Origin of the sequence: Microlunatus spumicola (genome assembly GCF_039536445.1) — a bacterium.
Classification (GTDB): Bacteria; Actinomycetota; Actinomycetes; order Propionibacteriales; family Propionibacteriaceae; genus Microlunatus; species Microlunatus spumicola.
Genome location: NZ_BAAAYR010000004.1, coordinates 293,101 through 307,686 on the forward strand (window position 1 = coordinate 293,101; position 14,586 = coordinate 307,686).

Below are 14,586 nucleotides of genomic sequence, written 5' to 3' on the forward strand. Positions count from 1 at the left end.
GCGCAGGGGCCCGGAGAGACGGGCGGGATCTCGTCCGATCGCGCGGTTACCGTGACGCGTGCCCTCCCAGCCTGGAAAGCCCGGTTCCGCGCGCCCCCGGTCGGACGTCCGTCTGGTCGTCGTCCTCGGGATGCTGTCGATGTTCGGGCCGATCTCGCTGGACCTCTACCTGCCCGCGCTGCCCGCGCTCGCCACCGACCTCGGGGCGTCCACGTCGGCCGCGCAGCTGTCCATCACCGCCTGCCTGCTCGGGCTCGCGACCGGCCAGCTCGTCGCCGGCCCGCTCTCGGACCAGTTCGGTCGGCGGCCTCCCCTGATCGTCGGCCTCGTCGTCTACCTGATCACCTCGGCCGCCTGCGCCTTCGCCCCGACCATCGAGCTGCTCGTCGTCCTGCGGCTGCTGCAGGGCCTGGGCGGCGCGGCCGGCATCGTCATCGCGCGCGCCGTCGCCCGCGACCTCTACTCCGGCCGCCGGCTCGTGATCATCTTCTCCCGGCTGATCCTGGTCAACGGGCTCGCGCCGGTGCTCGCGCCGGTCATCGGCGGCCAGCTCGCGCTCGTCACGAGCTGGCGCGGGATCTTCGTCGTCCTCGCCGCGTTCGGGATCGTCCTGCTGGCCGCCGGCGTCTTCGGCGTGCCCGAGTCGCTGCCGGCCGAGCGACGTCGCGCGGGCGGCGTGCGCGACACGCTGCGGAGCTTCCGCCTCCTGCTCGGCGACCGCTTCTTCGTCGCCGTCGTGCTCGCCGCCGGGCTGGCGGGCGCGTCGATGTTCGCCTACATCGCCGGGGCCACCTTCGTGCTGCAGCGGCTCTACGGGCTCAGCGCGCAGCAGTTCTCCTTCGCCTTCGGCGCCAACGCGCTCGGCATCATGGTGCTCGGCCAGGTCGGCGCCCGGCTCGCGCACCGCTGGAGCCCGCACCGGGTGATGGCCCTCGGCCTGCTGATGAACCTCCTCGGCGCCGCCGGCCTCGCCGTCACCGTGCTGACCGGCCTCGGGCTCCCCTTCCTGCTCGTCTCGCTCTTCGTCATGGTCAGCGCCCTGGGGCTGGTCTTCCCCACCTCCACCGCGCTCGCCCTGGCCGACCACCCCGACCGCGCGGGTTCGGCCTCGTCCCTGCTCGGCCTCGGCCAGTACCTCCTCGGCGCCGTCGTCGCTCCGCTCGTCGGCCTCGCCGGCGAGGACACCGCGGTCCCCCTGGGCATCGTCGCCGTGGCCTGCAGCCTCGCCGCCTCCGCGATCTTCTTCGGCGTCGCCCTGCCCGCCCTGCGCCGCAAGCCGATCGCCGAACCCGACGACCTCGACGGCCCCCAGCCCCCCGCCTGACCCAGCCACTCCCCGTACCTCCTCCCGCGCACCACTTGTGCGAGTGGCGCCACTCGATACCCCTGCACGGCGTGTCGCGTGTCCGTCGGCGCCACTCGCGCAGCGCCGGACGGAGGGCGCGCTCGGGCGCGCACGCGCCCATGAACCCGCTCACACCCGGGCCTCAGCGGCATAAAGGCCCCGTCCTCCCGGTTGTCGCTCTGGTCGCGGGGCCGTGAGTCCCGCACCGAGCACGAGGAGCACCCCATGGCGTCACCCAAGGTCTGGTTCATCACCGGCGCGTCCCGCGGCTTCGGCCGCGAGTGGACCATCGCCGCCCTCGAGCGGGGCGACCGCGTCGCCGCCACCGCCCGCGACACGTCGTCCCTGGACGACCTCGTCGAGAAGTACGGCGACGCCCTGCTGCCGCTGCAGCTCGACGTGACCGACCGCGAGGCCGACCTCGCCGCGGTCCGCCAGGCGCACGACCACTTCGGTCGGCTGGACGTCGTCATCAACAACGCCGGCTACGGCCACTTCGGCATGGTCGAGGAGCTCACCGAGGCCGAGCTGCGCGCGCAGCTCGAGACGAACCTCTTCGGCGCCGTCTGGGTCACCCAGGCCGCCCTGCCCTACCTGCGCGAGCAGGGCTCGGGCCACATCATCCAGGTCTCCTCCATCGGCGGGATCAGCGCGTTCCCCGGCATCGGCGCCTACCACGCGTCGAAGTGGGCCCTCGAGGGTCTGAGCCAGGCCCTGTCCCAGGAGGTCGCCGGCTTCGGCGTCCACGTCACCCTCGTCGAGCCGGGCGGCTTCTCCACCGACTGGTCCGGCCCGTCCGCGAAGCACAGCGACGAGATCGACGCGTACGAGCCCATCCGCGAGGGTCAGCGCGCCCGCCGGGGCGGCACCCAGCCCGGCGACCCCAACGCGTCCGCCGCCGCCCTGCTCAAGGTCGTCGACGCCGACGAGCCGCCGCTGCGCGTGTTCTTCGGCCAGGCTCCCCTCGGCATCGCCACGAAGGACTACGAGTCCCGCCTCGCCCTCTGGAACGCGTGGCAGCCGGTCGCGCTCGAGGCCCAGGGCTGAGCCTGAGCCTGCAAGCTCGCTGAACCCCCGAGGTCAACGCACGCCCTCCAGCTCCAGGAGGGCGTGCTTGGCCTCCTCACCCCCGCGGTAGCGGCCCATCGACCCGTCCGAGCGCACGACCCGGTGGCAGGGCACCACCACCGGGATCGGGTTGGTGGCGCACGCCGTGCCCACCGCCCGGACCGCCCGCGGGCTGCCGCTCAGGGTGGCGAGGCCGGCGTACGAGGTCGTGTGCCCGTAAGCCACGTCCACCGCGAGGTGCCCGAGAACGCCGCGCCGGAACCCGCTCGAGAGGCGCCAGTCGAGCGCCACGTCGAAGCGACGGCGCCGCCCGGCGAAGTACTCGTCCAGCTCCCGGGCCGTCTCGTCGAGGCGGCCGGGCAGAGGCAGCACCCGCGGGCTGACCCGGTCGGCCAGCTCCTGCAGCACCGCGTCCTCGCCCTCGCTCGCGAACGCCACCCGGACCAGCCCGGTCGTCGTCGCCGCGAGCAGCAGCGGACCCACCGGCCCGTCCACGACCCGGTAGCCGACGTCCACCTCCTCCCGCCCGTCCGCGGCCTCGACCAACCGGCCCAGCAGGCGTTCGAGGTGGCTGTCGGCCGCCCCGTAGGCCTCGTCCAGCCCCGTCACCCGTCGACCTCGCCCGCGGCTAACGCGCTGGTGGACGCAGGGGTCGGCGAGGTGGCCGGGACCACGGTCCCCGAACCCACGTCGAGCGCACCCTCCAGCTCGAGCAGCTGGCGCTTGCGCTCCACCCCTCCGGCGTAGCCGGTGAGCCGGCCGTCGGAGGCCACGACCCGGTGGCAGGGCACGAGCACGCAGAGCGGGTTGCGGGCCACGAACTGACCGGCGGCCCGTGGCCCGACGCCGACCGCCCGGCCCAGCGTGGCGTAGCTGGTCGTCTCCCCGCGCGGCACGGCCGCGACGAGCGCCCACACCTGCCGCGCCCGCTCGGAGCCGTCGGGGCGCAGCGGGAGGTCGAAGGAGGTGCGTCTCCCGTCGGCGTAGTCCACGAGCTGCTCGGCGGCGGCGGCGAGCACCTCGTCGTCCGCCTGCTCGACGGCTCGGCCGAACCGCGCGCGGTCCGGCTCCGGCCGGTGCTCGACGAAGTAGACGCCCACCACCTCCGGCCCCTCGGCCACGACCGTGAGGTCGCCCAGCGCGGTCGTCACGACCGCGTGCCGGCGCTCCGGCACCTGTGCGCCCGAGCCCTCGTCCGTCGCCCGACCCGTCTCCACCGTCTCCGTGACCGTCGCCGTCATCCTGACCTCCTCCGCCGTCCCCGGGGCCGTCCCCGGGGCGCTGTCGTGAGGTAGTCGCCCGCCGACGGGCAGACGTGAGGTCGAGGTGCGTGTGATCCCGGTCACTGGCCAGCGAAGCCCGTTGGCGTCAGTCGCGACGGGCCTTCGCCGTCTCCCGGTCGTTCGACTTCTGCAGGGCGTCGACCAGCTCGTCCTTGGTCATCGTCGAGCGGCCGGGGATGTCCGCCTTCTGGGCGAGCTCGTAGAGGTGGCCCTTGGAGGCGTTCGCGTCCACGCCGCCCTTCGTCTCGCGGTTCGTGCCCGCGCCGCCCGCCGCCTGGGCGTCCGAGGGGCCGTTCGACTCCTTCGGCTCCCAGTGGTCGCCCACCTTCTCGTGCGTGTGCTTCACCGCCGCCCACGCCGTCTGGTGCGCCCGGCGCCCGTCGCCGTACTGCTCCTCGGCCGACGCGAGCGTCTCGGCGTAGGTGTCCTTCGCCTTCTGGTCGGACCGGTCCAGCGTGCTCGGGAGCCGGTCCTCCTCGATCCGCTCGGCCTCGCTGCCCTTCTCCGGCATCCCGCCTCCTCGTCCCGTGCTCGGCTCGGCGTCGTCTCCGCCGCTCTCGCCGTCATCGTGCCACCCGGTCCGACCGGGCCACGGTCGCCCGGCGCTCACCCCTCGGGTGACGCAGCGCGCTCCCGGAGCACCTGCGCGGCCTGGTGCGCCGCCGCCCGGATGCCGACGTAGCCCGTGCAGCGGCACAGGTTCGACGCAAGCAGCGAGGTCAGTGTCTCCTCGTCGGCGTCGAGATCGGGCTCGGCCTCGAGGGCGCCGGCCAGCAGCATCACGAAGCCGGGTGTGCAGAAGCCGCATTGCAGCGCGTGGTTCTCGTGGAAGGCCTGCTGCACCGGGTGCAGCGTGCCGTCCGCGAGAGCGAGGCCCTCGACGGTCCGGACGCTGCAGCCGTCGGCCTGCACCGCGAGCGCGAGGCAGGAGCGCTGCGCGACCCCGTCGACCAGCACGGTGCAGGAGCCGCAGACCCCGTGCCCGCACGCGACCGTGGTGCCGGTCAGCCCGAGGTCGTCACGCAGCACGTCCACGAGCAGCCGGCGCGGCTCGACGTCCAGGTCGTGCGCGGTCCCGTCGACCGTCAGCCGGATCCTCATGCCGCCACCACCTCCGGCCGGAGCGCCCGCTCGAGCGCCCGCCCGGCGAGCTCGGCGGCCAGGGCGGCGTGGTGCCCGGCGCGGTCCAGGTGGGCCGGCGTCTCCGCACGCGCCCGGTCCGCGACCTCCGCTGCCCCCGTCCCGACCAAGAGGTCCTCGACGGCCGTGAGCCGGAGCGGGCGGTCGGCCAGCCCGGCGGCGCTGAGCCGCACCTCCCGCACCCGCTCGTCCTCGAGCACGACGACGGCGACGACGGCCACCTCGGCGAAGCTCGCGTGCGTACGGCGGTGCTCGGCGAAACCCGTGGTCGCACCGCTCGGCAGGCGGGGCAGGACGACCTCCTCGACCAGCTCGCCGTCCTGGCGGGCCGTGCGGCGGTCGCCCCGGAACCAGTCGGCGCCCGCCACGGTGCGGCGACCGGTGGCGCTGCGCAGGTGCACCCGGGCGTCGAGCGCGAGGGCGACCGCGTTCCACTCGGCCGCCGGGTGACCCCAGGCAAGCGAGCCGCAGAAGGTCCCGCGGGCCCGGATCGGCGGGTGGGCGACGTACGGGGCCACCTCGGCGAGCAGCCGGCGCACCAAGCCGTCCCCGCCCCGCTCGAGGGCGGCGTGCCGGACCAGCGCCCCGAGGGCGAGCCCGTCGTCGTCCTCGCGCAGGTGGTCGAGGCCGGGCACGCGGTTGACGTCGACGACCAGCCGCGGCCGCTGGTCGCGGTAGACGAGCTCGAGCACGAGGCTCTGGCCGCCGGCCAGCACCACCGCGCCGTCCTCGGCGAGCGCGTCGAGGGCCTCGTCGAGCGAGGTGGGGGCCGCGTACGCGAACGAGGCGGGTTTCACGACCGGGCGCCCCGGCCGGCGTGAGCCAGGCTCTCCTGGGATATGCAGGTCACAGGCCCTGTGTACCCCGGACGAGGCCGCCCACCCCGACCAGGAGGTCGACGCATGAGCCAGCTCGGGCGCGCGCTGCTGCGGCGCGAGGACGACCGGCTGCTGCGCGGCACCGCGACCACGGTCGCGGACCTCCGGGTGCCCGGGACGCTGGAGCTCGCCCTCGTTCGCAGCGAGGTCCCGCACGCCGTCGTCCGCGGGGTCGACGTCACGGCGGCCCGGACGGTGCCGGGGGTCGTCGGGGCCTGGGCCGCACACGAGCTCGGTCTGCCCCTCGTGCCGCCGGTCGGGGACGGTTCCAAGGACCGGCCGTGGGCGCCCCTCGCGACCGACCGGGTGCGGTTCGTGGGGCAGTCGCTGGCCGCCGTCGTGGCGGAGGACCGCTACGCGGCGGAGGACGGCTGCGACGCCGTCCGGGTGGACCTCGAGCCGCGCGCTCCCGTGGTCGACCCGCGCGAGGCGCTGGCGGAGGGCGCTCCACAGTTGTGGGACTCCGGGAACCTCGTCACCGAGCGCGAGGTCGGCGACCCCGTCGACGACGTACTGGCTGCCGCGCCCGTCGTGGTCGAGGCCCGCTACCGCCAGGAGCTCGTGCTGCACACGTCGATGGAGGCGCGGGCGATCCTCGTCCGGCCCGACGACGACGGAGGGATCACGGTGTGGGTGAGCCACCAGGGCCAGCACCTGCTGCGCGACGCGCTGGCGGAGGCGTTCGACCTCGAGCCCCGGCTCGTCCGGGTCGTCGTCCCCGACACGGGCGGGGCGTTCGGCGCCAAGAGCGGGACGTGGTCGGAGTACCTCGTCGTCGCCGCCGCGGCCCTCGCGCTGCGCCGCCCGGTCCGCTGGGTCGAGGACCGGCGGGAGGCGCTGCTCTGCGCGCCGCGCGGTCGCGGCCAGGACCAGCACGTCCGGCTCGCCGCGGACCGCGACGGCAGGCTCCTCGCGCTCGACCTCGACGTCGTCGCCGACATCGGCGGCTACCCGGCCCAGGGCGCGATGGTCCCGCTGATGTCCGCACTCACCGCCTGCGGCCCGTACGCCCTCGACCGCGCGCACGTGCGGGTGCGGACGGTCACGACCACGACCGCGCCGACGGCGGCGTTCCGGGGGGCCGGGCGACCGGAGGCGGCCTACCAGCACGAGCGGACGATGGACGCGCTCGCCCGTCGGCTCGGGCTCGACCCGGCCGAGCTGCGGCGCCGGAACTTCCTGCCGCCCGACGCCTTCCCGCACACCACGCCCACCGGCGCGGAGTACGACAGCGGCGCCTACCGGGCCGCGTTCGACCTGATGCTCGACCGGCTGGGCTACGACGACCTGCGCGCGGAGCAGGCGGCGCGGGGACGTTCCGGGGAGCGCTGGCTGGGCCTCGGCCTCGCCTGCTACGTCGAACGGTCCGGGGCGGCCGCGCACAGCCCCGAGTGGGGCGCGGTCGAGGTCGTCCCCGACGGCACGGTGACCGCGTGGACCGGCTCCACCTCGACGGGCCAGGCGCACGAGACGGTCTTCCCGCAGGTCGTGGCGGAGGCGCTGGGCGTCGCCCACGACCGGGTCCGGCTCGTGGCCCGGGACACGCGCGAGGTCCGCGAGGGTCACGGAACCTTCGGCAGCCGCTCGATGCAGGTCGGCGGCGGCGCCCTGTGGCGGGCCGCCGAGGCGCTGGTCCGGCTCGCCCGCGAACGGCTCGCCGCCGCCGAGGGCGTCGACGTCGCCGCGGTCGCGTACGCCGACGGGATCCTCCGCGTCAGGAACGGCCTGGTGTCGCTCGGCGAGGTCGCCGCGCGGACCGGGCCGCTCCGCGCGGAGGACGTGTTCACGCCACCGCAGGCCTTCCCCTTCGGCTGCTACGGCGCCGCCGTCGAGGTGGACCCGAGCACGGGTCTGGTCGAGGTGCGCCGCCTCGTCGCCGTGGACGACTACGGCGTCGTCGTGAACCCGATGGTCGTGCAGGGGCAGACCTACGGCTCGATCGTGATGGGGCTCGGGCAGGCGCTGTACGAGGACGCCGGCTACCCGGCCGACGGGGTACCGACGCGGCGGACGCTGCTGGACTACCTGATCCCGACGGCGGCGGAGGTGCCCGAGCTCGTGCTGGAGGAGACCGAGACGCCGAACCCGAACCAGCCCTTCGGCGCCAAGGGCGCGGGCGAGGCGGGCTGCATCGGCGTCCCGCCCGCGGTGCTCAACGCGGTCGCGGACGCCCTCGGCCTCGTCCACGGCGACGAGCTGCAGCTGCCGGCGACCCCGGACAAGGTGTGGGCGCTGGCGCAGAGGACGAGACCTGACCCCTCGACGGCGGCGACCCAACCGCGCTGAGCGTGGACAACACCTCCGCACGTCATCGACATGTCGGATCTCGTCGTCGCGCGCGGACGAGCTCGGTCAGGACCGCGCGAACCCCTGCAGCCGGTTCACGGCGGTGACGTGCACGACGGCCTCGCCGGCCTCGTCGCTGGCGGCCAGGTCGACGTCGGCGCTGATGCCCCAGTCGTGGTCGCCCTCGGGGTCGTCGATGATCTGGCGCACGCGCCAGCGGCCCGGCTCCTCCTGCACCCCGAACATGGCGGGCCCGCGCGCGTCGGCGCCGGTGAGGATCGAGCCGTGCTCGGCGAAGTACGGCTCCAGCGCCGCGACCCAGGCGTCCGCGTCCCAGCCGTCGTCGCCGTCCAGCTCGCCGAGCGGCCAGTACTGCCGCCGGGCCGCCAGCTCCACCCGACGGAACAGCGCGTTGCGCACCAGCACCCGGAACGCCCGCACGTTCGCCGTGACGGGCGGCGGCGGGGCGTCCAGCGAACCCGTCGCGACCGCGTCCGCGACCGCCTCCGGGTGGGACAGCCGCTCCCACTCCTCGAGCAGGCTCGAGTCGACCTGGCGGACCAGCTCGCCGAGCCACACGATCAGGTCGGTCAGCGCCTCGCTCCGGGCGTCCTCCGGAACCGTCTGCCGCAGCGCCTTGTAGGCGTCGGACAGGTAGCGCAGCACCAGCCCCTCGGAGCGGGCCAGCTCGTAGCGGGCCACGAACTCGGAGAAGGTCATCGCCTCGGCGAACAGCTCGCGCACCACCGACTTGGGCGACACCTTCTCGTCGAGCACCCACGGGTGGCTCGACGCGTACGCGGTGAAGGCCACCTCGAGCAGCTCGCCGAGCGGCTGGGGCCAGGTCACGTCCTCGACGAGGACGACGCGCTCCTCGTACTCGATGCCCTCGGCCTTCATCTGGTCCACGGCCTCGCGGCGGGCCCGGTTCCGCTGGGCCATCAGGATCGGCCGCGGGTCCTCGAGCGTCGACTCGATGACCGACACGACGTCGAGCGCGTACGTCTCCGACTGCACGTCGAGCAGGTCGAGGGCGGCGAGCGCGAAGGGCGACAGCGGCTGGTTCAGGGCGAAGTCGCGCTGCAGGTCGACGGTGAGGCGGGCGGTGCGGCCCTCCTCGTCGGGTTCCGGGAGGCGTTCGACGACCCCGGACTCCAGCAGCCCGCGGTAGATCGAGAGGCTGCGGGCGACGTGCCCGCGCCGGGCCGACGGCGGGTCGTCGTTGTCGGTGAGCAGGTGCCGCATGCCGGTCCAGCAGTCGCCCGGCCGCGCGATGACGTCGAGCAGCATCGCGTGCGTGACCTTGAAGTGCGAGGACAGGGGTTCCGGGGGCGCGGAGACGAGCCGCTCGAAGGTCGGCAGGCCGTAGCCGACCGTCCCCGCCGGCGGCTGCTTGCGGACGACCTTGCGGCGCTTCTTCGGGTCGTCGCCGGCCTTGGCCAGCGCCTTCTCGTTGGCGACGACGTGGTCGGGCGCCTGGACGACGACCTGACCGCTGGTGTCGAAGCCGGCCCGACCCGCTCGGCCGGCGACCTGGTGGAACTCCCGCGCCGTGAGCAGCCGCGCACGGCTCCCGTCGTACTTGCTCAGCGAGGCGATGAGCACCGTGCGGATGGGCACGTTGATCCCGACGCCGAGGGTGTCCGTGCCGCAGATGACCTTGAGCAGCCCGGCCTGCGCGAGCTTCTCGACGAGCCGGCGGTACTTGGGCAGCATCCCCGCGTGGTGCACCCCGATCCCCTGCCGGACCAGGCGCGACACCACCTTCCCGAACCCCGCGCTGAAGCGGAAGTCGCCGATCAGCGCCGCGATCGCGTCCTTCTCCTCGCGGCTGCTGATCTTGAGGCTGGTGAGCGACTGGGCCTGCTCGACCGCAGCCGCCCGGCTCGCGTGCACGACGTAGATCGGCGCGTCGTGGGTCTCGAGCAGCTCCTCGACCGTCTCGTGGAGCGTGGTCGTCACGTAGCGGTGCAGCAGCGGGACCGGTCGCTCGACCGAGGAGATCGTCGCGGTCGAGCGCCCCGTCCGGCGCGTGAGCTCGGCCTCGAAGCGGCTGACGTCGCCGAGCGTGGCCGACATCAGCAGGAACTGCGCGTGCGGCAGCTCGATCAGCGGCACCTGCCAGGCCCACCCGCGGTCGACGTCGCCGTAGTAGTGGAACTCGTCCATCACCACGCACGCCACGTCGGCGTCGGCGCCCTGGCGCAGCGCGAGGTTGGCGAGGATCTCCGCGGTGCAGCAGATGATCGGCGCCCCCGGGTTGACGCTCGCGTCGCCGGTCATCATCCCGACCCGCTCGTGGCCGAACGTCGCGACCGCGTCGAAGAACTTCTCGCTCACCAGCGCCTTGATCGGCGCGGTGTAGAAGGTGCGCCCGCCGCGGGCCAGCGTCGCGAACTCCGCCCCGGTCGCCACGAGCGACTTCCCGGAACCGGTCGGGGTCGACAGGATGACGTTCGCGCCGGAGACGAGCTCGATGAGCGCGTCGCTCTGGTGGGCGTACGGGGTCAGGCCGCGCGAGGCGACCCAGCCCGTGAACGCCTCGTAGACCGCGTCGGGATCGGCGTCGGCGGGGACGAGGTCGGCGAGCGTGCCCCCGGCCGTCGAGGTGCTCAGGGTGCGCGCGAGTGGTCGCGCGGCCGGAGCGGCTCCTCGCCGGTACGAGCGGCGACGTAGGTCTCGAGGAACGAGCGGAACAGGCCGATCCCGGCCTGCGTGGTGATCGACTCGGGGTGGAACTGCACCGACTCGACGGGCAGCTCGCGGTGCCGCATGGCCATGATGTAGCCGTCGTCGCGGGAGCGGGCGCTCACCTCGAGCTCGGCGGGCAGCGTGGCGTCCTCGACGACGAGCGAGTGGTAGCGCGTCACGACCTGGTCGGGCGACGCGTCGCGGAACATGCCGCGCCCGTCGTGGTCGATCGTGCTGGTCTTGCCGTGCATGATGTGCGCCGCCGGGGAGACGGTCGCCCCGTACGCGCAGCCGATGGCCTGGTGCCCGAGGCACACGCCGAGCAGCGGGACCTCCCCCGCGAACTCCTGCACGAGCTCCACGTGACCGGAGTCCAGCGGGTGGCCCGGGCCGGGCCCGAGCACCAGCACGTCCGGCGCGAGGTCCCGCACGCGGTCGGTGTTGCCGGGGTCGGAGCGGATCACGACCGGCTCGGCGCCGAGCTCGGCGAGGTACTGCTCGATGATGTAGACGAAGCTGTCGTAGGCGTCGATCAGGACGACCTTCATGCCTGGAGCTCCTCTCCGGTGACCGCCCAGTAGGCGGCGCCCATCTTGGTCAGGGTCTCGGCCCACTCGCCGTCCGGCGTCGAGTCGGCCACCACGCCCGCCGAGGCCCGCAGCACGTACGCCCGGTCGTCGCCCGAGCCCGTGCGGACGGTCATCCGGATGGCCAGCCCCAGGATGGTCCAGCCACCGAAGCCGATCAACCCGAATGATCCGGCGTAGAGGCCGCGGCGGCTCGTCTCGAGCTCCTCGATGATCTCCATCGCGCGCACCTTGGGCGCCCCGGTCATCGTGCCCGCCGGGAAGCCCGCGCGGATGAGGTCGTAGACGTCGTGCTCGTCGCGGACCGTCGAGCTGACGGACGAGACGATGTGGAAGAGGTGGCTGTAGGCCTCGATGACCATGAAGTCGTCGACCGACACGGAGCCGGCGACCGAGACCCGGCCCATGTCGTTGCGGCAGAGGTCGACGAGCATGACGTGCTCGGCGCGCTCCTTGGGGTCGGACAGCAGGCGTTCGACGGCGAGCTCGTCGCGGGCGGCGTCACCGCTGCGCCGGGCGGTCCCGGCGATGGGGCGCATGGTCGCGGTGCGGCCCTCGAGGCGCAGGAAGAGCTCCGGGCTCGCGCCGACGACCACGCGGCCGGCGATCGGCAGCAGGCTCATGTACGGGCTCGGGTTCCGCTGCCGCATGCGCCGGTAGACGGTGAGCTCGTCCACGGCCGTCCGCACGGTGATCGCGTGGCCGACCTGCACCTGGTAGATGTCACCGACCCGGATGTGCTCGAGCGCCTGCTCGGCGTGGGCGACGAACTCGTCGTGGGTCGTGTCGTCGCTGACGGACAGCGGCGCGGGCGCGGTCGGCTCGGGCAGCGGCGTCGGCAGCGTCTCGAGGGCCGCGACGACCGCGTCGAGCCGCAGCTCGGGCCAGCCCGGGGCGGACGCGACCGTGAGGCGCCCGGTCTGCTCGGTGAGGTCGATCTCGACCAGCGCGCGGACCAGCGCGAAGACGGCGTCCGGCGCGGGGTCGACGGGGTCGTCGATGAGCCGGGGCAGGCGCTCGATGTAGCGGACCGCGTCGTAGCCGTGGAAGACCAGCAGCCCGAAGCCGAAGCGGGTGGGGTCGCGCTCGACGTCGAACACCGCGTCCAGCACGCGGGGCAGGTCGAAGAGGCCCTCGTCGCTGGTGAGGCGGTGACCCTCGCCCTCGGGTTCGGTGACGCCCGCCTGCTGGAGCGCGGCCGCGGCCGCCTCGACGAGGTCGGGGACGCCGGTGAAGGTGACCCGGGCCCGGTGCACCTGCACCTCGAGCAGCCCCGTCACCCCGGCCAGCGAGGCGCGCGTGTCCGCGACGGGCCCGGCCAGCGACTCGAGCAGGAAGACCCGGTCGTCACCGACGAGGTCGCGCAGGGCGACGTACGCGGCGAGCGGGTCGGAGACGTCGACCGGCACCGTCCGCAGGTCGACCGCGATCCTGGCGCCAGCGGCCGTGGCAGAGGTGGTCGGCACGACGCACGACCCTACCCGTGGGCCGCCGGGCCCGCCGGGCTGTCCGTGCCCGCCCCCGACCCGGTGCGAGCGCGGCGGCTGCGCACGAAGCCGACCGCGGTGAACACCAGCCAGGCGGTCTGGGTGACGAAGGAGGGCAGGTTGAAGTCGTAGAAGAGCGACACGAGGATCAGCGCCGAGCCGGCCGCGTTCAGCACCAGGTAGCGCGGGTCGTGGCTGCCGAGCCGGTTGAGCTGGAGCAGGGCGTACGCGGTCAGGTACGCGGCGACGCCGAGGAGGCCGACGAGGTCGGGCAGGGTCACGGGGCCTCCGGGGATCGGTGCTCAGCCAACAGCGCTGAGGATGCCACCCGCGACCAGTCCGGCGACGACCGTGGCACCCGTGGTCGCGGCGGTGGCGCGCCAGCCGAGGGCGCGGCCGACCATGATCGCCGACGGCAGGCTGACGGCGGGCAGGGCGATCAGCAGGGCGCCGAGCACGCCGGCGCTCGCGCCCGCGGCGGCGAGGCCGAGCAGGATCGGGATCTCGCCGGCGGTGGGCAGCACGAGGAACGTCGCCACGAGCGCGGCCAGCAGCACGGCCAGCGCGCCGCCGTGGCCCAGGAGCGCGCCCAGCGGGGCACCGACCAGCCCGACGACGAAGACGACCACGAGGTACTCGGGCACGAGGACGACGGCGAGCCGCCCGAAACGGGCCAGCAGCCGACGCGGGACCTCGCCCCACCGGACCGGCTCGTCGGCCGTCTCCACGGCGTCCCGAGCGGCGGGCACGTCACCCGTGCGGGCACCCCGCCGGGCCACGACCACGCCGACGAGGGCGGAGAAGCCCAGCACCAGCAGGATCCCGACCCCGAGCCGCACGGCGACCCAGGACGGCGGTGCGAGCAGCGCGAGGAAGACAAGGACGGCGGGGTTGAGCACCGGGTTGCCGAGCCAGAAGGCGAGGGCCGCGGGCAGCGGGACGCCGGCCCGGCGCATCGTCACCGCGATCGGGGCGGTGCAGCAGGTGCACATCATCCCGGGCAGCGAGGCGAGGCCCCCGGCGAGCGAGCCGCCCAGGGGCGTGCGGCGTCCGAGCGCGCGGACCAGCCAGCGCCGGGGCACGAGCACGTCGACCACCGTGGCGACCACGAGGGCGACGAGCAGCGCCTTCCAGACGGCGCCGCCGTACGCGAGGGTGAAGTCCCAGGCGCGGGCGAAGGGGTTCTCCCCCGCCCCGGTGGTCAGGATCGAGGAGCCCTTCCACGAGCCGGACGCCGCCACCGCCCCGGCCCGCTGCGCGTAGGGCAGCCACTTCGCCCAGCTCAGGCCGACGGCGGCGACCACGACGACGACCGCCACGGCGACGAAGGTGGTGCGGCGCGAGACCGGAGCAGGGGTGCTGATCGAGGTCGACACGCCGCGAGTGTGCCGCGTGGCCCCACGAGCGCTCGGGGAGCCCGACCTGCGGACCTCGCGGGGTCGGCGCGCACCGGCGCCGCCCGGCGCAGGAGGATGTCGTCGGCTGCGGAGCGGGGCGCGGAGGTCGCACGACGCCCGCGGCCGTGGGACGGGCCAGGAGAGGCGGACGACGATGACGCAGGAGCCCCGGCACGAGGTCGAGGTCCAGGGCCGTGCGGGCGAGCCCGTCACCCTGCCCCTCGGCGACGACGGGGAGACCGCGTACGCGTGGACGCTCGAGCTCCCGGACGAGGTCGAGGCGGCGGGCGCCGAGGACGGCCGGCTGCGGGTCCGCGCGCACCGGGCGGGGAGCTACGTGCTGGTCGCGACCCTCGCCGAACCGGACGCCCCGACCCCGATGACCGTGCTCCCGATCCGGCTGACCGTCGTGTGACGGAGCCGG

Annotated in this window: 14 protein-coding genes; 4 read left to right on the top strand and 10 right to left on the bottom strand. The window is 74.6% G+C overall.

Annotated features, from left to right (window positions below):
- Nucleotides 1-58 precede the first annotated feature (58 nt).
- Nucleotides 59-1,324 (top strand): multidrug effflux MFS transporter, encoded by a 1,266-nt coding sequence (locus tag ABD665_RS14540; RefSeq protein ID WP_344742479.1) that lies wholly within the window; start codon nt 59-61, stop codon nt 1,322-1,324.
- Nucleotides 1,325-1,570: 246 nt separating this feature from the next.
- Entirely contained in the window at nt 1,571-2,392 is an 822-nt protein-coding gene (locus tag ABD665_RS14545) for an oxidoreductase (RefSeq protein ID WP_204913353.1), read from the top strand.
- Between the two features lie 33 nt (nt 2,393-2,425).
- On the opposite strand, the gene ABD665_RS14550 is transcribed toward ABD665_RS14545, so the two are convergent.
- The 5 genes from ABD665_RS14550 to ABD665_RS14570 all read right to left on the bottom strand — a co-directional run bounded on the left by ABD665_RS14550 (nt 2,426) and on the right by ABD665_RS14570 (nt 5,633).
- Entirely contained in the window at nt 2,426-3,022 is a 597-nt protein-coding gene (locus tag ABD665_RS14550; protein ID WP_204913354.1) for a methylated-DNA--[protein]-cysteine S-methyltransferase, read from the bottom strand.
- Nucleotides 3,019-3,654, bottom strand: a complete 636-nt coding sequence (locus ABD665_RS14555; RefSeq protein WP_204913355.1) for a methylated-DNA--[protein]-cysteine S-methyltransferase — start codon at nt 3,652-3,654, stop codon at nt 3,019-3,021. The genes ABD665_RS14550 and ABD665_RS14555 overlap by 4 nt, the downstream gene beginning before the upstream one ends.
- A 127-nt stretch (nt 3,655-3,781) precedes the next feature.
- Nucleotides 3,782-4,207, bottom strand: coding sequence for a ChaB family protein (locus tag ABD665_RS14560; protein WP_204913356.1), 426 nt, complete (start codon nt 4,205-4,207; stop codon nt 3,782-3,784).
- Nucleotides 4,208-4,302: 95 nt separating this feature from the next.
- Entirely contained in the window at nt 4,303-4,797 is a 495-nt protein-coding gene (locus ABD665_RS14565; RefSeq protein ID WP_204913357.1) for a 2Fe-2S iron-sulfur cluster-binding protein, read from the bottom strand.
- Nucleotides 4,794-5,633, bottom strand: coding sequence for an FAD binding domain-containing protein (locus ABD665_RS14570; RefSeq protein WP_204913358.1), 840 nt, complete (start codon nt 5,631-5,633; stop codon nt 4,794-4,796). The genes ABD665_RS14565 and ABD665_RS14570 overlap by 4 nt, the downstream gene beginning before the upstream one ends.
- A gap of 105 nt (nt 5,634-5,738) precedes the next feature.
- Here ABD665_RS14570 and ABD665_RS14575 point away from each other — a divergent pair, with 105 nt between their 5' ends.
- Nucleotides 5,739-8,000, top strand: a complete 2,262-nt coding sequence (locus tag ABD665_RS14575) for a molybdopterin cofactor-binding domain-containing protein (protein ID WP_204913359.1) — start codon at nt 5,739-5,741, stop codon at nt 7,998-8,000.
- Nucleotides 8,001-8,066: 66 nt separating this feature from the next.
- On the opposite strand, the gene ABD665_RS14580 is transcribed toward ABD665_RS14575, so the two are convergent.
- From ABD665_RS14580 to ABD665_RS14600, 5 genes are all read right to left on the bottom strand, one after another.
- The gene (locus ABD665_RS14580; RefSeq protein ID WP_344742584.1) at nt 8,067-10,478 is read right to left on the bottom strand and encodes a DEAD/DEAH box helicase; all 2,412 of its coding nucleotides are present in this window, start codon (nt 10,476-10,478) and stop codon (nt 8,067-8,069) included.
- A 134-nt stretch (nt 10,479-10,612) separates the two neighbouring features.
- Nucleotides 10,613-11,239, bottom strand: a complete 627-nt coding sequence (locus ABD665_RS14585; RefSeq protein WP_204913360.1) for a glutamine amidotransferase-related protein — start codon at nt 11,237-11,239, stop codon at nt 10,613-10,615.
- Nucleotides 11,236-12,744 (bottom strand): chorismate-binding protein, encoded by a 1,509-nt coding sequence (locus ABD665_RS14590; protein WP_204913361.1) that lies wholly within the window; start codon nt 12,742-12,744, stop codon nt 11,236-11,238. Before ABD665_RS14590 ends, ABD665_RS14585 begins: the two co-directional genes overlap by 4 nt.
- Before the next feature lie 11 nt (nt 12,745-12,755).
- Nucleotides 12,756-13,046, bottom strand: a complete 291-nt coding sequence (locus ABD665_RS14595; protein ID WP_204913362.1) for a CBU_0592 family membrane protein — start codon at nt 13,044-13,046, stop codon at nt 12,756-12,758.
- 21 nt (nt 13,047-13,067) lie between these two features.
- Entirely contained in the window at nt 13,068-14,141 is a 1,074-nt protein-coding gene (locus tag ABD665_RS14600; RefSeq protein ID WP_204913363.1) for a permease, read from the bottom strand.
- 175 nt (nt 14,142-14,316) lie between these two features.
- Between ABD665_RS14600 and ABD665_RS14605 the strand changes: the two genes are divergently transcribed.
- Nucleotides 14,317-14,577, top strand: coding sequence for a hypothetical protein (locus ABD665_RS14605; protein ID WP_204913364.1), 261 nt, complete (start codon nt 14,317-14,319; stop codon nt 14,575-14,577).
- The last annotated feature ends 9 nt before the right edge of the window (nt 14,578-14,586 follow it).